This is a genomic window from Geodermatophilus sp. DF01-2 (assembly GCF_004571065.1).
Classification (GTDB): Bacteria; Actinomycetota; Actinomycetes; order Mycobacteriales; family Geodermatophilaceae; genus Geodermatophilus.
The window spans coordinates 25575-43490 of sequence record NZ_SPQN01000012.1 but is presented as its reverse complement, the minus strand read 5'-3'; the positions used below and the strand labels follow the sequence as shown (position 1 = coordinate 43490).

Annotated in this window: 21 protein-coding genes; 9 read left to right on the top strand and 12 right to left on the bottom strand. The window is 72.2% G+C overall.

Translation table 11 applies throughout. The annotated features are described in order from the left end of the window. Positions 1-4 precede the first annotated feature (4 nt). Positions 5-2869 (top strand): EAL domain-containing protein, encoded by a 2865-nt coding sequence (locus E4P41_RS05880; protein WP_135139993.1) that lies wholly within the window; start codon positions 5-7, stop codon positions 2867-2869. Here the strand turns inward: E4P41_RS05880 and E4P41_RS05875 are convergent. The 7 genes from E4P41_RS05875 to E4P41_RS05845 form a co-directional block, all read right to left on the bottom strand. Further along, positions 2842-3276, bottom strand: a complete 435-nt coding sequence (locus E4P41_RS05875) for a hypothetical protein (RefSeq protein ID WP_135139992.1) — start codon at positions 3274-3276, stop codon at positions 2842-2844. The genes E4P41_RS05880 and E4P41_RS05875 overlap by 28 nt on opposite strands. Next, a complete protein-coding gene (gene mshB / locus E4P41_RS05870) occupies positions 3273-4166 on the bottom strand; it encodes an N-acetyl-1-D-myo-inositol-2-amino-2-deoxy-alpha-D-glucopyranoside deacetylase (protein WP_135139991.1) in 894 nt (297 codons plus the stop codon). Before mshB ends, E4P41_RS05875 begins: the two co-directional genes overlap by 4 nt. 129 nt (positions 4167-4295) lie before the next feature. Continuing rightward, on the bottom strand, positions 4296-5330 hold the full coding sequence (locus tag E4P41_RS05865) for a dipeptide ABC transporter ATP-binding protein (RefSeq protein WP_135139990.1): 1035 nt from the start codon (positions 5328-5330) through the stop codon (positions 4296-4298). Further along, a complete protein-coding gene (locus E4P41_RS05860; RefSeq protein WP_245177139.1) occupies positions 5302-6309 on the bottom strand; it encodes an ABC transporter ATP-binding protein in 1008 nt (335 codons plus the stop codon). Before E4P41_RS05860 ends, E4P41_RS05865 begins: the two co-directional genes overlap by 29 nt. A 71-nt stretch (positions 6310-6380) precedes the next feature. Further along, on the bottom strand, positions 6381-7382 hold the full coding sequence (locus E4P41_RS05855) for an ABC transporter permease (protein WP_135139989.1): 1002 nt from the start codon (positions 7380-7382) through the stop codon (positions 6381-6383). Next, positions 7375-8298, bottom strand: coding sequence for an ABC transporter permease (locus E4P41_RS05850; RefSeq protein ID WP_135139988.1), 924 nt, complete (start codon positions 8296-8298; stop codon positions 7375-7377). The genes E4P41_RS05855 and E4P41_RS05850 overlap by 8 nt, the downstream gene beginning before the upstream one ends. A 135-nt stretch (positions 8299-8433) precedes the next feature. Then, the gene (locus E4P41_RS05845) at positions 8434-10095 is read right to left on the bottom strand and encodes an ABC transporter substrate-binding protein (RefSeq protein WP_209307564.1); all 1662 of its coding nucleotides are present in this window, start codon (positions 10093-10095) and stop codon (positions 8434-8436) included. A 348-nt stretch (positions 10096-10443) separates the two neighbouring features. Here E4P41_RS05845 and E4P41_RS05840 point away from each other — a divergent pair, with 348 nt between their 5' ends. Continuing rightward, on the top strand, positions 10444-10617 hold the full coding sequence (locus tag E4P41_RS05840; protein WP_135139986.1) for a CsbD family protein: 174 nt from the start codon (positions 10444-10446) through the stop codon (positions 10615-10617). Between the two features lie 74 nt (positions 10618-10691). Here E4P41_RS05840 and E4P41_RS22600 read toward each other — a convergent pair whose 3' ends face one another. Beyond that, positions 10692-11453: a (deoxy)nucleoside triphosphate pyrophosphohydrolase gene (locus E4P41_RS22600; protein ID WP_209307563.1), complete on the bottom strand. Its 762-nt coding sequence runs from the start codon at positions 11451-11453 to the stop codon at positions 10692-10694. Positions 11454-11488: 35 nt separating this feature from the next. On the opposite strand from E4P41_RS22600, the gene E4P41_RS05830 reads away from it, so the two are divergent. The 6 genes from E4P41_RS05830 to E4P41_RS05810 all read left to right on the top strand — a co-directional run bounded on the left by E4P41_RS05830 (position 11489) and on the right by E4P41_RS05810 (position 15331). Beyond that, positions 11489-11974, top strand: a complete 486-nt coding sequence (locus tag E4P41_RS05830) for an Rrf2 family transcriptional regulator (protein ID WP_135139985.1) — start codon at positions 11489-11491, stop codon at positions 11972-11974. A 57-nt stretch (positions 11975-12031) separates the two neighbouring features. Next, positions 12032-12217 carry a hypothetical protein gene (locus tag E4P41_RS05825; protein WP_135139984.1) on the top strand — a complete coding sequence of 62 codons (186 nt, stop codon included), beginning with the start codon at positions 12032-12034 and terminating at the stop codon, positions 12215-12217. A gap of 226 nt (positions 12218-12443) precedes the next feature. Continuing rightward, a complete protein-coding gene (locus E4P41_RS05820; RefSeq protein WP_135139983.1) occupies positions 12444-14135 on the top strand; it encodes a nitrite/sulfite reductase in 1692 nt (563 codons plus the stop codon). A 1-nt stretch (position 14136) separates the two neighbouring features. After that, positions 14137-14304, top strand: coding sequence for a hypothetical protein (locus E4P41_RS21935; RefSeq protein WP_167760938.1), 168 nt, complete (start codon positions 14137-14139; stop codon positions 14302-14304). Next, positions 14301-15011 carry a phosphoadenylyl-sulfate reductase gene (locus E4P41_RS05815; RefSeq protein ID WP_135139982.1) on the top strand — a complete coding sequence of 237 codons (711 nt, stop codon included), beginning with the start codon at positions 14301-14303 and terminating at the stop codon, positions 15009-15011. Before E4P41_RS21935 ends, E4P41_RS05815 begins: the two co-directional genes overlap by 4 nt. A 17-nt stretch (positions 15012-15028) precedes the next feature. Then, on the top strand, positions 15029-15331 hold the full coding sequence (locus E4P41_RS05810) for a 4a-hydroxytetrahydrobiopterin dehydratase (protein ID WP_135139981.1): 303 nt from the start codon (positions 15029-15031) through the stop codon (positions 15329-15331). A 31-nt stretch (positions 15332-15362) separates the two neighbouring features. Here the strand turns inward: E4P41_RS05810 and E4P41_RS05805 are convergent, their stop codons facing one another. Continuing rightward, the gene (locus E4P41_RS05805) at positions 15363-15848 is read right to left on the bottom strand and encodes an alkaline phosphatase PhoX (RefSeq protein ID WP_209307562.1); all 486 of its coding nucleotides are present in this window, start codon (positions 15846-15848) and stop codon (positions 15363-15365) included. 135 nt (positions 15849-15983) lie between these two features. Beyond that, on the bottom strand, positions 15984-16238 hold the full coding sequence (locus E4P41_RS23055) for a hypothetical protein (protein ID WP_245177138.1): 255 nt from the start codon (positions 16236-16238) through the stop codon (positions 15984-15986). A gap of 45 nt (positions 16239-16283) precedes the next feature. Between E4P41_RS23055 and E4P41_RS05795 the strand changes: the two genes are divergently transcribed. Then, the gene (locus E4P41_RS05795; protein WP_135139979.1) at positions 16284-16829 is read left to right on the top strand and encodes a DUF1990 domain-containing protein; all 546 of its coding nucleotides are present in this window, start codon (positions 16284-16286) and stop codon (positions 16827-16829) included. Here the strand turns inward: E4P41_RS05795 and E4P41_RS23575 are convergent. Next, a complete protein-coding gene (locus E4P41_RS23575; protein ID WP_280659415.1) occupies positions 16826-16957 on the bottom strand; it encodes a hypothetical protein in 132 nt (43 codons plus the stop codon). The two genes, E4P41_RS05795 and E4P41_RS23575, sit on opposite strands and share 4 nt — an antisense overlap. Before the next feature lie 87 nt (positions 16958-17044). Continuing rightward, a complete protein-coding gene (locus E4P41_RS05790; protein ID WP_135139978.1) occupies positions 17045-17857 on the bottom strand; it encodes a formate/nitrite transporter family protein in 813 nt (270 codons plus the stop codon). Positions 17858-17916 lie beyond the last annotated feature (59 nt).

The following is a 17916-nucleotide window of genomic DNA, read 5'->3' as shown; positions in this document are numbered from 1 at the left end:
CAGCATGTCCCAGGACGACGGCCACTCCGCCTCGGAGCCGGCACACCTGTCGCGGTTCGACGCCGCGGCGGAGCTCCAGCACCTGCTCACGGCCCTGCGCGTGGCGTGCGGGGCTCAGCGGGTGTCCGCGTGGGTGCACGAGCCGACCACCGACATGGCCGTGCCCTTCCGGCAGTCGGTCGGCGCGGACACCGCGACGCTGCCGGACAGCCTGTACGCGCCGCTCGAGCTGTCCCGCTCGCCCTTCGCGTCGACGGTGATCCACGACGGCCGACCGGTCACCGTCCATGCCGGCGGGTCAGGACCCGTGGCCGCGGAGATCGCCGGGCTCGGCGCCACGTCCGTGCACGGGGAACCCCTGTCCCTGGACGGGGACGTCGTCGGCGTCCTGGTGGTCGAACCGGCCACCGCGGTGTCCGAGCTGCTCGCCCAGGAGGCACCACGGCTGGCCCGCACCCTCATGGAGGCGTGGCGGCGGCGGTCCGAGCAGCGCCGCCTGGCCCAGGCCGAGGTGCTGCTCGGACTCATCGAGACCGCCGCCAACGCGCGCTCCATGGAGCAACTCCTCGGTGAGGCCTGCACCAAGCTGGCGGAGCTGGGCGAGGTGGACCGCGCCTGCGTCTTCCTGCTCGAGGACGGTCGGCTGGTGCCCCGCATGGCGAGCTATGCCGATGGACGACGCGAGCTGGGCACCTGGCAGCAGTTCCGGTCCGCGCCCGTGCCGCTGCAGCTCGCCGAGACGGTGCTGCGCACCGGGGAGCCGATCGCCGCGGACCGGGACTCCGAGCTGCTGGCCGGGTGGTGGGTCAACTCCTTCTCGATCGCGTCGGCGCTGGCCGTCCCGCTGGGGCGCAAGCCGCAGCTCGCCGGGGTCCTCACCCTCGACACCACCCGGCTCCGGCCGTTCTCCGAGGACGTCCGGCGGCTGGCGTCCGCGGCAGGGGCCCACCTCGGCGGGGTGATCCAGCAGGCGCGCACCAACGAGGTACGGGCCGCCTCCCTGCGCACCGCCCGGGTCGTCCGCCAGCTGCTCGTCGAGGGCTCCTCGGCCACCGGCGTGGCCGAGGCGGCCGAGGTCATGGCCCGCGCGGTGCAGCACCTGGCCGGGACCGACCGCAGCGCTGCCTACCTCCTCGACGGGGCGGGCCGGATCGACGAGGTCCGGCACATCGACTGGCCCGACGCCCACAAGGACGTCGTCCGGACCCGGCTGGTCGGCCGGCCGGCGGCCGACGTGGCGCTGTGGCGGCTGACCGCCGAGCAGAAGCTGCCGGTCTTCGTGGAGGACACCGCGGACAGCGACCTCCTCGACCAGCGACTCGTGCGGGAGCTGGACCTGGCTTCCTACGTCAGCGTCCCGCTCCTCTCCGGCGACCGGCTGCTCGGGCTCGTCGTGAGCGGCTCGGTCTCCGTGCCGCGCACCTGGTCGTCGTCGGTACGCGGCGCGATCCGCCAGGCGACCCTCGAGGGGGCCCTGGTGGTCGAGAACGCCGAACTGCGCGCGACCGAGCGGCTACGGCTCCAGCAGCTGGCCACCGAGGCCCACCACGACCCGCTGACCGGGCTGGCCAACCGCCGTCGCTTCATCGAGGAGCTGGAGCGGACGGTGTACGCCGCGCCGAGCCGGTCCTGCGCCGTCCTGATGATCGACCTGGACCGGTTCAAGGAGATCAACGACAGCTTCGGCCACAGCGTCGGCGACGAACTGCTCTGCCAGATGGGGCCACGGCTGCAGTCCGCGCTGGGAGCCGGTGACCTGCTGGCCCGGATGGGCGGCGACGAGTTCGCCGTCCTGCTGCCCGACGCCGACGGCGGCCGCGCCGAGGAGGTCGCCCACCGCCTCGGCGGCGCACTGCGGGAGGCGTTCGTCCTGGACGGCATGCCGCTGCACGTCGACGCCAGCATCGGCATCGCGCTGTGCCCGGAGCACGGCCGCGACCGCTCCCTGCTCCTGGCTCGCGCCGACACGGCGATGTACGGCGCCAAGCGCGGCCGGCACGGCCACCGGGTCTGGCGGGCCGACGGCACCCCCGACTCCCGGGACCGGCTCGAGACGCTGGAGCAGCTGCGCGCCGCCCTCGACACCGACCAGCTGGTGCCCTACTACCAGCCGAAGGTCGACCTGTGGACCGGAGCCGTGGTCGGCGCGGAGGCGCTGGTCCGTTGGGAGCACCCCACCCGGGGACTGCTCTCCCCCGACGTCTTCCTGCCGCTCGCCGAACAGGCCGGCCTCATGCGCCGCCTGGCGCTGCGCGTGCTGGAGCAGTCGCTGCGGGACCTGCGGACGTGGCGGGACGACGGCGCGCACCTCTCGGTCGCGGTCAACCTCTCGGTGTCCAACCTGCAGGACCTCGCCCTGCCCGCACAGGTGGCCATGCTGCTCGAGACGCTCTCGGTGCCCGCCCCGGCGCTCACGCTGGAGATCACCGAGGACGTGCTCATGGCCGACGCGGCCCGCAGTCAGCAGGTGCTGGCCGGGCTGCGCGAGCTCGGGGTGCGGCTGTCCATCGACGACTACGGGACCGGCTACTCCTCGCTCACCTACCTGCGGGCCCTGCCGGTCGACGAGCTCAAGCTGGACCGGACCTTCGCCATGAACCTGACGTCCGACCCGCGGGCGACCGCGATCGTGCGCAGCACCGGACAGCTGTCGCGCGACCTCGGCATGACGATGGTGGTGGAGGGCGTCGAGGACGCCGGCACGCTGGCGGCGCTCCGCGAGTGGGGATGCGATCTCGCACAGGGCTACCACATCGCCCGCCCCATGCCGGCCGTCCCCTTCCTGGCCTGGTTGCGGGACCGGCCGGCAGCGGAGGCACCCTGTTCGACGCCGATGGGACGTCAGCCGCTCCCGCCCGGGACGCGCTGACGATCGGCGACCGACCTCGGGCCCGGAGCGATCGGTCGCCGCGGAGCCGCCAGTACCCGGCCGACGGCGAACGCCGCGGCCACCACGCCGAGCAGCAGGAACGCCAGGTTCGCCAACCCCAGCGCGCCATCCCCGGTGAGCACCAGGTCCCCCTCCGGCCGCCGGATGCTGGCGGCGACCGCCACGGTCAGCCAGACCCCGGCCGGCAGGACGGCCGCGAGCCGGGACCTGGTGAGCCGGGCGGCCAGCGCCACCAGGAGCAGGTTGCCCGCGACCGCTGCGACCACCGACACCGGCACGAGGACGCCGAACACCCGCAGCGGCAGCCAGAACACCTCGACCAGCGCCAGCCAGGCGGCGAGGACGACGACGAGCAGCCCCGCCGCCAGACGGAGGCCGAGCCTCATCCGGGCAGGCCGGCGAACAGGTCGTCCTCCCACCCGGCGGGTCCCGCACCCGGCCCCCGCTCGCCGCGCACCAGCCGGTAGTACTCGGTGCCGAGCACCTCCTGGCCCAGGTTGTTCGACAGCGCGAAGAACGGACCGTCGACGGTGATCTGGGTGGCGTGCGCGCGCATCGCGGCGTCCTTGCGGCCCGCGTGCGCCCGTCCGTCGACCGCCGCGGTGACCAGCTCGTCGGGGACGGCGAACGGCACGTCCTCGACCTCGCCGAGCGACGCGAACGGGGATGCCTCCCCGAGCGCGGCCATCGCCTCGATGCCCTGCCGCATGACCGAGCGCGGCACGCAGCACCAGTAGACCTTGGCCACCTCCCAGGCCGGACCGAGGTCGGGCCGGTACCCGGGGTCGGCGGCGGCCTCGACCGCGCCCATGGCGACCCGGTGGGCCTGGATGTGGTCGGGATGGCCGTAGCCGCCGTTCTCGTCGTAGGTGACCAGCACCTGCGGCCGGACCTCCCGGACGACGGCGACGGCGTGCGCCACCGCCTCGTCGAGGTCTGCGTTCCAGAACGCCCGCGGCACGTCGTTGGCCGGCGTGCCCATCATCCCCGAGTCCCGGTAGCGGCCGGGGCCGCCGAGGAAGCGCCAGTCGGTGACCCCCAGGGCCTGCATCGCGGCCCGCAGCTCGGCGATGCGGTAGCCGCCGAGCTGGTCGGCGTGCTCGGGGCCCAGCAGCTCCAGTTCGGGGACGAGGACCTCGCCCTCCTCGCCGAGGGTGCAGGTGAGCAGGGTGACCGAGGCCCCCTCGGCGACGTAGCGGGCCATGGTGGCACCGTTGTTGATCGTCTCGTCGTCCGGGTGGGCGTGCACGAGCAGCAGGCGGCGATCAGCGGTCACTCGTCCATCCTGCCGAGTCGCGTCCCGCGAGCCTTATGCGGTGCTCCGCAAGCTCTTGCGGTGCCGCAACACCGCAAGAGCGAACGGAACACCGCAAGAACGGTGCCGTGGGAGTGTCGTGGGGTCGGTTCAGCCGGCGTCCAGCGGGACCACGGTGCGGGCCTCGGCGAAGTGGCAGGCCGACGGGTGGCCCTGGCCGCGGTCGACCAGCGCCGGCGCCTCCTCGGCGCAGACGTCCTGGGCCTTCCAGCATCGGGTGCGGAACCGGCAGCCGGACGGCGGGTCGGCGGGGCTGGGCACGTCGCCCTGCAGGATGATCCGGTCCCCCTGGCCGCGCAGGTGCGGCTCGTGCAGCGGGACCGAGGACAGCAGCGCCTGGGTGTACGGATGCGCTGCTGCCCCGTAGACCTGCTCGTCGGTGCCCTCCTCGATGACGCTGCCCAGGTACATCACCGCGACCCGGTCGGAGAGGTGGCGCACCACCGACAGGTCGTGGGCGATGAAGACGTAGGAGAGGCCGAACTCGTCCTGCAGGTCCTCCAGCAGGTTGACGACCTGGGCCTGCACCGACACGTCGAGGGCCGACACCGGCTCGTCGCAGACGATGATCTCCGGCTGCAGCGCCAGGGCCCGCGCGATGCCGATGCGCTGCCGCTGGCCGCCGGAGAACTGGTGCGGGTACCGGTTCACGTAGTCGGGGTTGAGGCCCACCCGCTCGATGAGCTCGCGGGCGCGCCGGCGGCGGTCCTTGGCCGGGACGACGTCCTTGTGGACCTCCCAGCCCTCGGCGACGATGTCGCCCACCGTCATCCGGGGGTTCAGCGACGCGTACGGGTCCTGGAAGATGATCTGGACCCGGCGGCGGTACTCCTTGAGCCGGCGGCGGTTCATCTGCGCGACGTCCTCGCCGTGGAACAGGATCTGCCCGGCGGTGGGCTTCTCCAGCCCCATGAGCAGCTTGGCCACGGTCGACTTGCCGCAGCCGGACTCGCCCACGAGCCCGAGGGTCTCCCCGCGGCGGAGGGTGAGGTTCACGCCGTCCACCGCGTGGACGTGGCCGACGACGCGGCGGGCGATGATCCCCTGGGTCAGCGGGAAGTGCTTGACGAGGCCGCGCACCTCGAGCAATGGCCCGTCAGGCCGGGGTTCCTGCGCTGCGGGCACGGAGGACCTCCTTCCGGTAGTGGCAGGCGCTGGCGCGGCCGGCGGTGCCGACGGGCAGCAGCAGGGGGATGTCGTCCTGGCAGTTCTTGCCGGGGGGCGCCCCCTCGAGGACGCGGCGCGGGCAGCGCGGGTGGAACGAGCAGCCCGGCGGGATGCGAGAGAGGTCCGGCGGCGTCCCGACGATGGGTTGCAGGCGCTTCCCCTTGTCCTCCACCGCGGGGACCGAGGCCATGAGGCCCTCGGTGTAGGGATGGCTGGGATCGCTGAAGACCTCGTCGACGGTGCCGGTCTCCACGACGTTGCCGGCGTACATGACCAGGACGCGGTCGGCGACCTCGTTGACGACGCCGAGGTCGTGGGTGATGAGCAGCAGCCCCATACCGGTGTCGCGCTGCAGGTCCTTGAGCAGCTCCATGATCTGCGCCTGGACCGTCACGTCGAGGGCCGTCGTCGGCTCGTCGGCGATGAGCACCTTCGGGTTGAGGGCCAGCGCCATGGCGATCATGACGCGCTGGCGCATGCCGCCGGAGAACTGGTGCGGATAGGCGTTGACCCGCTCGCGGGCCGCGGGGATGCGGACCCGGTCGAGCAGCTCGATCGCCGCCTCCTTGGCCTCCTTGCGGCTGGTGCCCTGGTGGGCCCGGAACATCTCGGCGATCTGGTGGCCGACGGTGAACACGGGGTTCAGCGAGGACAGCGCGTCCTGGAAGATCATCGAGATGCCGGGACCGCGGACGGCGCGCTGCTCCTCGGCACTGGCCCCGAGCAGGTCGCGGCCCTCGAAGAGCACCCGTCCACCGGTCACGAACCCGGGGGGCGAGTCGAGGATGCCCATGACCGCCTGGACGCTGACGCTCTTGCCGGAGCCGGACTCGCCGAGGATGGCCACGGTCTCCCCGGGGTTGACCTCGTAGCTGATCCCGTTGACCGCCCTGACGACGCCCTTGGGAGTCCGGAACTCGACGGAGAGGTCCTCCACCTCCAGGACGGGCGCGCCCGGCAGGGGCGCCGGCGAGGACGGGGTCTGGGACAGGGCAGTCGACGTCGGAATCACCGCAGCTTCGGGTCGAGGGCGTCGCGGAGCGCGTCGCCGATGAGGATGAAGGACAGCACGGTCAGCGACAGGAAGAGGCTCGGGAAGAAGATCAGGTGCGCGGCGTCCCGGAGCCGGTTCTGTGCGGAGTTGATCTGCAGACCCCAGGAGATCTCCGGCAGCTGCAGCCCGATGCCCAGGAAGGTCAGCGTCGCCTCGGCCGCGATGAGGGTTCCGATGAAGATCGTGGAGTACACGAGCACCGGGGCGATCGCGTTGGGCAGGATGTGCCGCACCAGGATCCGCCGCGTGGGCGCACCGAGCGCCCGCGCCGCCTGCACGTAGTCGGCCTCCTTGACCGACACGACCGTCGACCGCACCAGCCGCATGGACGTCATCCACCCGAAGACGATCAGCGCGAGGGAGACCTCCACGACACCACGCTCGGGCAGCACCGACAGCAGGATGAAGGCGCCCAGGATCAGCGGCAGCCCGTAGAAGATGTCGGTGATCCGGGCCAGGACGCTGTCGATCCAGCCGCCGTAGTAGCCGGCCAGCGAGCCGACCAGCACCCCGATGGCCAACGTGCCGAGCATCGCGAGGAAGCCGATGGTCACCGACACCCGCGCGCCGTACACGACGTTGGCGTAGTAGTCGCAGCCCTGGACGTCGTAGCCGAACCAGGCGGCCGCACTCGGACCCTCGGCCGAGCGGGCCAGGTCGCACTCCCGGGGGTCGACGTCGGTGAACAGCTGCGGGAACACGGCCATCACGAGGAAGACGGCGAGCAACAGTGCCCCGACGATGAAGAAGGGATTCTTCCGGAGGCTGCGCCAGGCGTCGGACCAGAGGCTCGCCTCCTCGATGTCCGGCCCGGCGGCCTTCGCCTCGAGGGTGGTCTCGGCCCAGTCGCCGGTGCGGTCGGCGGCCTCGTCCCGGTGGATCACCTCGCGGTCGAGCGGGTCGGAGCCCCCGGCGTCCTTCGTCCGCAGCGCCGGGTCGGATCTGTGCTCAGTCATAGCGGATCCTCGGATCGAGCAGGGCGTACAGGATGTCCACGACGAGGTTGAAGAAGATGTAGAAGAAGACGAACAGCGTCACGATGCCGACGACGACCGCCCCCTCCTGGCGTAGCACCGCGTCGTACACCGCACGCCCGAGGCCGGGGATGTTGAAGATCGTCTCGGTCACGATGGCGCCGCCCATCAAGGCCCCGATGTCGGCACCGATGAACGTGACCACCGGGATCAGGCTGTTGCGCAGCGTGTGCTTGCCGATCACGACCGAGGGCTTGAGCCCCTTCGCCCGCGCCGTCCGCACGTAGTCCTGCCGCAGGTTCTCCGCCAGGCTGGTCCGGGTCAGGCGGGCCACGTAGGCCAGCGACAGGCTGGCCAGCACGAGGCCGGGCAGCAGATAGCTGTACCAGCCGTCACGGATGCCGGACGTCGGGAAGATCGGGATCCGCAGGCCGAAGAGGTACTGGGCGACGAAGCCCAGGACGAACACCGGGATGGAGACGATCAGCGTGGTCGTCACCAGCACCAGGTTGTCGAAGAACGAGCCGCGGCGGATGCCGGCCAGGATGCCGGCGGCCAGGCCGATGAGCGCCTCGAAGATGACGGCGGCCAGGGCCAGCTTCGCGGTCACCGGCAGCCGGCGCTCGATGATGTCCCAGACCTCGCGGCCGGAGAAGTCGGTGCCGAAGTCGAGCTGGAGCAGGCCCCAGACGTACTTCGCGTACTGCAGCCAGAGCGGGTCGTCGAGGTTGTACTCGTCGCGCAGCGCTGCCTGCACGGCCGGTGACAGCGGCCGGTCACCGGCCAGTGCCCGGATGGGGTCCCCGGGCAGCGCGTAGACCATCGCGAAGATGAGGAACGAGGCCCCGATCAGCACGGGGATGGTGAGCAGCAGGCGTCGGGCGACGTAGCGGCCCATGCGCTGCCTCCTTGTTCATCGGGGACGAGGCCCGGGTCGAGCCGGACCCAGGGTAGGGCCGGACACGGAGGTGCGCCCGGCCCCGCGGGGCCGGGCGCACCTGTCGTGACTCAGCTGTCCGACTCGGTCAGACCGTCACTGGACGACCTCGACGGCCGCCGCGTCGATGCGCCCGAAGGCGTCGATGACGACGTTCGTGACGTCCTCCGAGTGCGCACCCTGGATGACGCCGTAGAACAGCGGCGCCGCCGGCAGGTCGCTGATGAGGATGTCCTCCGCCGTCTGGTAGGCCTCGATCGCCGCCTCGTCGGTGTCGGCGGCATTGCCCTCGGCCAACGCCTGGTCGAACGCCGGGTTGCTGTAGAAGACCGAGTTGGAGCCGCCCGGGGGCAGCGCCGAGGTCGAGTACAGCGGGCCCAGGAAGTTCTCCATGACCGGGTAGTCCATGATCCAGCCGGAGCGGAACGGACCGGTCATGCCCTGGGCGTCCTGCAGCGGGAGGTACTCGGCGAACTGCAGGTCGCCGCGCAGCTGGTACTCCACGCCCAGGTTCTCGCGGAGTTGGTTGCCGATCGCCTGCATCCACTCCTCGTGGCCGGCACCGGCGTTGAACCACAGGTCGACCGGCTGGCTGCGGTCGAAGCCCGCCTCGTCGAGCAGCCGGTTGGCCTCCTCGACGTTGAGCTCGCAGACGTCGCAGGCGTCCTCGCGGTAGCCGTTGACCACCGGGCTGACGAACGACGCCGCCGGGGTGCGGGTGCCGAGGAAGATGGCCTCGGTGATCGCCTCCCGGTCGATGGCCATCGAGAAGGCCTTGCGCACGTTCGGGTCGGCGAAGCGGGCGTCGTAGGTCGGGAAGCCCAGCGAGGTGATGTCACCGCGCGGGTTCTCGATGTAGCGGTCGCCGAACTCCTCGGCCACGGAGGCGATGGCGTCCGGCGGGACCTGGTCGACGATGTCGAGGGAGCCGCCCTGCAGGTCGGTGTAGGCGGTGTTGATCTCGGTGTAGACCCGGTACTCGACCGCGTCGGCGTTGGCCGGGCGCTCACCGCCGTACTCCTCGTACCTGGTCAGCGTGATGCCCTGACCCGGGACGAAGGGCTCCTCGGCCTGGAACGGGCCGTTGCCGACCGGCTGCTCGCCGAACGCCTCCACGTCGTCGAAGAACACCTGCGGCATCGGGAAGAAGGCGGTGTAGCCGGTGGTCGTCGGCCACTGCGCGTACGGGGTCGCGAGCTCGACCTCGAAGGTGAGGTCGTCGATGATGCGCAGGCCCGACATCTCCGTTGCTGCCGGGGGCTCGCCCGTCGGCTCACCGGTGGCGGGGTCGGTGGGCGCCTGCAGGTTCTCGTAGCCGGCGATGTTGGCGAAGAAGTAGGAGTTGCCCTGGGCGTTCGGGCTGTAGGCCACGTAGTTCCACGCGTCGATGAACGACTGCGCGTTCACCGGCGACCCGTCGTGGAACGTCCAGCCGTCCTTGAGGGTGACGGTCCAGGTCTGCTGGTCGTCGGACTCGATGGACTCGGCGACGCCGGTGTACACGGCCTCGTTGTTGTCCGGGTCGTACTCGACCAGGCCGGTCCACAGCGAGTCGACGACCTGGCCGCCCTCGGTCTCGTTGGTGTTGCCGGGGATCAGCGGGTTCTCGGGCTCGCCGATGTAGATGCTGAAGGAGCCGCCTTCGCCGCCCCCGCTCGCCGAGCCACCGTCGTCGTCGCCGCCGCCACAGGCGGACAGCAGCATCGCGCCGGACAGACCGGACGCGACGAGCGCAGCAGAGCGCTTGCTCAACCTCACGTGCAATGCCTCCCTCATCCCGCTCTGCGGGGGGAACGGACCGTTCTCCGGCAGCCCGCGCCATCGGACGGGCGGCCGGGATCGTGCGGACAGGTACCGGAGTCAACCCGGTACGAGCGGGGACCCTAGGCGCGCTTCGCGAAGGGCGTCCACGACCGTCACCGACTTGTGACCTCGGCTCAGGATCTCACAGGGTGGAACAACGCTTGCGCCGACCCGGCCACGCGCCCTGCGCAGGAGTTCCACCCGAAGTGCCGTCCCGCCGGACGTCTTCCGCCATCCTGCCGCCCGGCGTGTCAGGTCCGCCGTCCCGGGTACCGAAGGCCGGACCGACGAGAGGAATCCGGCATGAGTGGCATGGACAAGATGAAGAACAAGGCCGAGGAGCTGTCCGGCAAGGGCAAGGAGACCGCCGGCAACGCGACCGGTGACCGCGACCTGCAGGCCGAGGGCCAGGCCGACCAGGCCTCGGGCAACCTCAAGCAGGCCGGCGAGAAGGTCAAGGACGTCTTCAAGAAGTAGGCCTCGGCCGGCACCCTCCCCCACCACGACGGACGCCGTCCTTCCCGGGCCGGCGTCCGTCGCCGTCCGGGGGGTCAGAGGCGGGCGAGGAGGGCGCGGACGGCGGGCAGCAACGGGCGGTCGGCGGGGATCCAGTCGAGCGCCTCGAGCTCGTCGGCGGCCAGCCAGCGCAGCTCGCTGTGCTCGTGGGCGGTGATCTGTCCGCCGGCCTCGGCGCGGGCCCACCACACCCGCAGCGTGGAGGCGCCCGGCAGCCCGCCGGCGACGACGCCGTCGAGCACCACCTCGCCCACGAACGCCTGCGGGACGACGACGACGCCGAGCTCCTCCCCGATCTCCCGGACCAGGGCCGCGAGCTCGTCCTCCCCCGGTTCGACCTTGCCGCCGGGGAACTCCCAGCAGCCGTCGTAGGGCCCGCCCGAGCGCTGGGCGACGAGCACCCGGTCGCCGTCCACCAGGGCCGCGCCCACCACCTGGACGACGTCGAGCGCCCGCCGGGCGGCCGCGGCGGCGTAGGCGTCCAGGTGGGCCTGCATCGCCCGCAGGACGCGCCGGCGCAGCAGCAGGTCGAGCCCCCGCCCGGGCACCCCCGGCAGCGCGGTCGCCCAGTCGACCTGTTCGTCGACGAGGGTGCCGGCGCCGGTGGCCGTGTAGCGGCGGGAGTGGGTCAGCCAGCGCCAGCCCCGGCCGGGCCCGACGGCGTACACGTCGCGGACCGGCCGAACCGAGACGACCTCCTCCAGCGGCACCGGCCAGGGCCGGCCGAGGGCGCGGGCGACGTCGAACGCCACGGTCAGCGGCGCCTCCACCAAGGTGGTGAAACGCAGCTGCGGCACCGTCCCACACTCCCAGACAGGGCAGACTTGCCGTTGTGCGCATCACCGCCCGGGTCGACTACGCCGTCCGGGCCGCCGTGGAGCTGGCCGCGGCGGCACCCGGCGCCCTCACCTGCGACCGCATCGCCACGGCGCAGGGCATCCCCGGCCGGTTCCTGCAGTCGATCCTGGGCGACCTGCAGCACGCCCGCCTGGTCACCAGCCAGCGCGGCCGGGAGGGCGGCTACCGGCTGGCCCTGCCACCGTCCGAGGTCTCGATCGCCCGGGTCATGCGGGTGGAGCAGGGGTTCCTCGCGGAGGTGCACGGCCAGCGCCCGGAGGACGTCGAGTACTCGGGCACGGCCGTCCCGCTGGCCTCGGTGTGGGTCGCCGCGCGAGAGGCCTACCGGCGAGTCCTCGAGCAGGTCACCCTCGCGGACGTCGTCGCCGGCACGCTGCCGGCCCCGGTCGCCGAGCTGGCCGCGCTCGAGGAGGCCTGGCGGAGCTTCGGCGACGAGGCCGCCGCGGACCAGGGTCGGTGACCGCCGCGGCGATCGCACCCTACGAGGCCGCCCACGAGGCCGCCCACGAGGACGCCCGTGCGCTGGTCGAGCGGCACAGCCGGTTCGTGCTGGTGCACGCTCACCGGCCTCACCGGCATCGACGACCCCTACGAGCCGCCCGCTCGGGCCGAGGCCGTCATCGACACCTCGGTCACCCCGCTGGCCGGGTCGGTCGCCCGCATCCGCGGCGCGATGAACGAGGAGTCCTCTCCCGTCGGCTGACTCACACTCGCCCGTGGCGCGGATGTGGGACCATCGACACGTGACCGATCGCGACCTCCTCCTCGTCGCGCGCCGTCACATCGACCTGGCGCTGGTGAGCAGCGCGGTCTGTCGCCCCGCGCGCTGACCTCCGATCCCCCGCGCAGCGTCCGCTGTGCCCCCCGATCCGGCAGCGCCCGTCCGTTCCCGGCGTTCTGGACGGACGGCGCAGTAAGGAAGACCCGCTGTGACCATCCCTCCCTCTACGAGCGACCGGCCGTCACGCCGCAGTGCACCCCAGCGCGGTCAGGGCCAGTGGGCGCTGGGCTACCGCGAGCCGCTCAACCCGAACGAGCGGATGAAGAAGGACAACGACGGGCTCGAGGTCCGTCAGCGAATCCTCGACATCTACGCGCACACCGGCTTCGGCGGCATCGACCCCAGCGACCTGCGCGGCCGGTTCCGCTGGATGGGCCTCTACACCCAGCGCGCCCAGGGCATCCCGGGAGGCAAGACCGCCGTCCTGGAGCCCGAGGAGCTCGAGGACTCCTATTTCATGATGCGGGTGCGGACCGACGGCGGGGCGCTGAGCAGCGCACAGCTGCGGACCATCGGCGGGATCAGCACGGACTTCGGCCGCGACGTCGCCGACGTCACCGACCGGCAGAACGTGCAGTACCACTGGATCCGGATCGACGACGTGCCGGAGATCTGGGAGCGGCTGGCGGCGGTCGGTCTCACGACGACCGAGGCCTGCGGCGACACCCCGCGCGGCATGCTCAACTGCCCGTTGGCCGGCGTCCTCGAGGACGAGGTGATCGACGCCAGTGGCGTCATGGCCCAGACGGTCGCGAAGTACGTCGGCAGCCCGGAGTTCAGCAACCTGCCGCGCAAGTGGAAGACCTCGATGTCCGGCTGCCCCGACCACTGCACCGAGCCGGAGCTCGACGACGTCTCGTTCGTCGGTGTGGTCGACGACTACGGCCAGGCCGGGTACGACCTGTGGGTCGGCGGCGGGCTGTCCACCAACCCCAAGCTGGCCCAGCGGATCGGCGTCTTCGTCCGGCCCGACCAGGTCACCGAGGTGTGGGCCGCGGTCACCTCGATCTTCCGCGACTACGGCTACCGCCGGCAGCGCAACCACGCCCGGATGAAGTTCCTCATGGCCGACTGGGGGCCGGAGAGGTTCCGCCAGGTGCTGGAGGACGAGTACCTGCACGAGGCCCTGCCCGACGGTCCCGCCCCCGCGCCGGCCACGCACGACCAGCGCGACCACGTCGGCGTCCGCAGGCAGAAGGACGGCACGAACGCTGTCGGCTTCGCCCTGCGCACCGGCCGGATCAGCGGCAGCCTGCTCACCCGGATCGCCGACCTCGCCGACGAGTACGGGCAGGGGCGCATCCGGACGACGACCCAGCAGAAGATGGTCATCCTCGACGTCCCCGACGAGCGGGTGGAGGACCTGGTCGCCGCGCTGGCCGAGCACGACCTGCTGGTGCGCCCGAGCGCCTTCCGCCGGGGCACCATGGCCTGCACCGGGCTGGAGTTCTGCAAACTCGCGATCGTGGAGACCAAGCAGCACGCCCAGGACCTCTACGCCGAGCTGGAGAAGCGGCTGCCGGAGTTCGACACCCCGATCGGGATCAACGTCAACGGCTGCCCGAACAGCTGCGCGCGCTTCCAGACCGCCGACATCGGCTTCAAGGGCTCGATGGTCCGCGACGACTCCGGCGAGATGGTCGAGGGCTTCCAGGTGCACCTGGGGGGCCACCTCGGGGTCGACGCCGCGTTCGGCCGCAAGTTCCGCGGCCACAAGGTGACCAAGGCCGAGACCGCCGACTACTGCGAGCGGGTGCTGCGCGGCTACCTGGAGCGGCGCGAGCCGGGTGAGCGGTTCGCGGCGTACGTCGCGCGCGCCGAGGAAGCCTGGTTGCTCTGAGATGGAGGACCAGCCGACGGGAAGGGCCCGCCAGCTGCCGGTGTTCTTCTGCCCGTACTGCGGGGACGAGGAGCTGACCCCGCACGGGGACGGAGGCGAGTGGCGCTGCGCCGCGTGCCTGCGGACCTTCACCGTCCGGCTCACCGGAACAGGAGTGCAGCAGCCATGACGACCGCCGTCCGGCCCACCCCCGAGCTCGCCGCCGAGGCCGACGCCCGTTTCGAGGGCGTCGCCGACCCGGTCGAGCAGGCCCTGGCCGTCCTGCGCTGGGCCGGGGAGACCTTCGGCGACGACTTCGCGGTGACGTCGTCCATGGCCGACGGGCTGCTGGCGCACCTGGCCTCCCGGGCGGTCCCCGGCGTCAACGTGGTCTTCCTCGACACCGGCTACCACTTCGCCGAGACGATCGGCACCCGCGACTGGGTCAGCGGCGTCATGCCGATCACGCTGGTGAACGTGCAACCGCCGCAGACGGTCGCCGAGCAGGACGCCGAGCACGGCCCGGAGCTACACCAGCGCGACCCCGACCTGTGCTGCTCGCTGCGGAAGGTGCAGCCGCTGGCGCGAGCCCTCGCCGGGTACGCCGCATGGGGCTCGGGCGTGCGCCGCGACGAGTCGCCGACCCGCGCCGGGACGAAGGTCGTCGACTGGGACGCCAAGCGCGGCATGGTGAAGGTCAACCCGCTGGCCTCCTGGACTCAAGGACACGTCGACGCCTACGTCGCCGAGCACCAGGTGCCGGTCAACCCGCTGCAGGAGATCGGCTACGCCTCGATCGGCTGTGCACCGTGCACCCGGCCGGTGGCCCCGGGCGAGGACCCGCGCGCCGGCCGCTGGGCCGGGCGTGGCAAGACCGAGTGCGGACTGCACCTGTAGGTGCCCCGGGCGGCAGGATGACCGCCGTGCCCCGACCGCCGCGCCTCTCCCCCGACGAGCTCTCCGCCGCCCTCTCCGGGCTGCCGCTGTGGTCCGGCGACGGTGACGGCATCCGCCGCAGCGTCGCGCTGCCCGGCTTCCCGGAGGCCGTGGCCGCCCTCGTGCGGATCGGCTTCGCCGCCGAGCAGATGGACCACCACCCCGACGTCGACCTGCGCTGGCGCACCCTGCACCTGACACTGGTCACGCACTCCGCCGGCGGGGTGACCGAGCTGGACCTGGGGCTGGCCCAACGGGTTGACGAGCTGTTCCCCTCCTGATGCGCGCCCCGCGACGGAGAGGGGCGGCCGGTCAGGTGCCGATGATCCCGCCGTCGTCCTTGGTGATGACCACGGTGGCCGACCGCGGGGTGTCGAACTCGTCGTTCTGCGGCCAGGTGCTGCCGCCGTCCGTCAGCGGACCGGTCCCGTGCACCAGCGGTAGCCAGTCGCCGGTGCCGTCGTCGTTGAACCGGGCGACGTAGAGGGTCCCCTCGTCCAGCGGGCTCTTGCCGCTCTTCCGGCAGGACTCCCACGTCTCGGCGCTGACGAACTTGTAGACGTACTCGTCGACCTGGTCGTCGCCCATGTAGACCACGACGCGGCCGTTCTCGGCCGTGTGCACGAAGGCACCCTCGTGCTTCAGCCGTCCGAGGGCGGTCCGCTTGACCGGCGTGGAGTGAGGGTCGAACGGGTCGATCTCGACCACCCAACCGAACCGGTTGGGCTCGTGCGAATCGGTGGGAGTGACGACGAACCGCGGGTCGTGGGTGGCCCAGTTGAACCGGTCGCCACCCACGCCATAGCGGTCGATCGAAGCTCCTCAATGTAGCCAGTGGGTCGCCAGGGACGCTAGGGAGGCCGATCGACGCCGAGGTGACGCCGTCCGGAACTTCCAGGCGCTTTTCGGTCACCGTGCGTTCACTCGAATGGGCTACGGGCAGACCCGAGCCGTCATGCCCGCGGACAGCCCCTCGACCCGCCGGTCACCGGTCTGACAGCGGCAGCACGAGCAGCCGCAGCAGCCGGTCGGCCTCGGCGTCTCGGCGACGAGCACCTCCCCGCCCTGCCCGGCGGCCCGCCACTCGACCACGTAGGTGCCCAGGTCGTCGGCCTCCATGAGTCCGGGCAGCGAGCCACCCTCGCGCAGCGGGGTGACGTAGCGGATGGCGGTGACGGCGGGCAGCACAGTGGCCGGGACCCCACCGGCGGGCGCGCCGGGCAGACTGCCGGCGTGGGCATCCTGCGCGTCCTCGACCCCGCCGACCTCACCGGCGTCCCGTTCACCTACCCCGAGGTGGGCGCGACGCGGGACGCCACGCTCCCGACCGGCTACGACCACCTGGAGCGGTCGGCGGTGGTCGGCTCCGGCCGGGAGGCGTTCGAGCGGGCCGTGACCGCGGTGTTCGACTGGCGGGCGCAGCGCGGCGTCGGGCTGCGGGTGCGGGCCACCGGGCCGGCGAGCGAGCCGGGCACCGTCGTCGTCCTCACCGCCGGGCTGACGCGGCCGGGGTACGACATCCCCTGCCGGGTGGTGTGGGCCCAGACGACCGGCGACGAGCGCGGTTTCGCCTACGGCACGCTGCCCGGGCATCCGGAGAGCGGCGAGGAGGCGTTCGTCGTCCGGTTGACCCCGGGCGACGACGTCGTCTTCACGCTGCGGGTGTTCGCCCGGCTGGCCTCGCCGCTGGCCCGCCTCGGCGGGCCGGTGAGCACGCTGGTCCAGCGGCTGGCCACCGCGCGCTACCTGACCGCGATCCGCCGGGCCGCTCGGGGCTAGACGTCGCGGCTCTCGAGCAGCACCGCCCCCATCGAGCACGCGCCGAGCGCCCAGGCGCTGCACACGACCAGCCCGACCGCCCAGCCGGTCGGGACGGCGAGGAAGGAGTCCTCCCCCACCCGCAGCACGGGCAGCGCCTGCGTCGAACTCGATCACGGCCGGCAGCACGACGAGCACCGTGCGGTGCGCGCGGGAGGCTCGGCGGGACGGTGTCCTCAGGACGCGGCGTCGGCCCGCTCGCGCTGGATCAGCTCCTTGCTGCGCACCAGCCGGGTCAGGGTGACCGCCACCAGGCCGCCGAGGAGGTTGAACAGCGCCACGTACCAGAACCACGCCAGCCAGTCGGCGTAGCCGAACGGTGCTCCGGCGTGCAGGGCGGCGAAGGCGAGCAGGGACTCGACGACCGAGTGGAACATCTGCAGCCCGGTGATGAGGAAGCCGCCGACGACGGCGGCGGCGACCTTGACGCCGTCCGAGGTGGTGCCGTGCTGCATGCGGGTCATCAGGGTGATGGTCATCCCCGCGAGCACCGCCAGGGAGATCGAGGTCAGGTCCAGCGGCGCGTCGATGAAGTGCACCGCCAGCTCGGTCGCGGTGCTGCGCAGGTCCGGAAAGGCGCGCACCACCAGCCAGGTCACCAGCCAGCCGCCGATGAGGTTGGCGACGAGGGTGCCCAACCACAGCTTGCCCAGTTGCCCGAGGTTCGCCCGACCGGCGGCCACCGCGGTGACCGGCACGAGGAACCCCTCCGTGAACAGTTCGCTGCGCGCCAGCACGAGCGCGACGAACCCCACGCTGAAGGCGAGCCCGGCGAGGAGGTCGCTGCCGGTCGCCGCGTAGACGGCGAGCAGCGCCAGCAGGCCGGTAGCGATCTCGAACCCGCCGGAGAGGCCGGTGGCGAACATCTCCGGCCACGACCGGTGCAGCCGCTGCGCACCCTCGCTGACGATCCGGTCGAATGCCTCGACGACCTGGTCCTCGATCGGTGCGTCGCTGTCACCCAGCTCCTCGCGCGCAGACTGCGTCACGGCAGGTCTCCTCTCGGCTGCCCGTCCCTGGCCCGGGTCCTCCGGCTGCCGGCACGGCC

Bases quoted from the DNA above. Each gene is read 5' to 3' on its own strand.
- E4P41_RS05875 (WP_135139992.1), bottom strand. From the start codon at position 3,276: ATGAGGCTCGGCCTCCGTCTGGCGGCGGGGCTGCTCGTCGTCGTCCTC.
- E4P41_RS05880 (WP_135139993.1), top strand. From the start codon at position 5: ATGTCCCAGGACGACGGCCACTCCGCCTCGGAGCCGGCACACCTGTCG.
- E4P41_RS05855 (WP_135139989.1), bottom strand. From the start codon at position 7,382: ATGACTGAGCACAGATCCGACCCGGCGCTGCGGACGAAGGACGCCGGG.
- E4P41_RS05840 (WP_135139986.1), top strand. From the start codon at position 10,444: ATGAGTGGCATGGACAAGATGAAGAACAAGGCCGAGGAGCTGTCCGGC.
- E4P41_RS05850 (WP_135139988.1), bottom strand. From the start codon at position 8,298: ATGGGCCGCTACGTCGCCCGACGCCTGCTGCTCACCATCCCCGTGCTG.
- E4P41_RS05815 (WP_135139982.1), top strand. From the start codon at position 14,301: ATGACGACCGCCGTCCGGCCCACCCCCGAGCTCGCCGCCGAGGCCGAC.
- E4P41_RS05810 (WP_135139981.1), top strand. From the start codon at position 15,029: ATGACCGCCGTGCCCCGACCGCCGCGCCTCTCCCCCGACGAGCTCTCC.
- E4P41_RS21935 (WP_167760938.1), top strand. From the start codon at position 14,137: ATGGAGGACCAGCCGACGGGAAGGGCCCGCCAGCTGCCGGTGTTCTTC.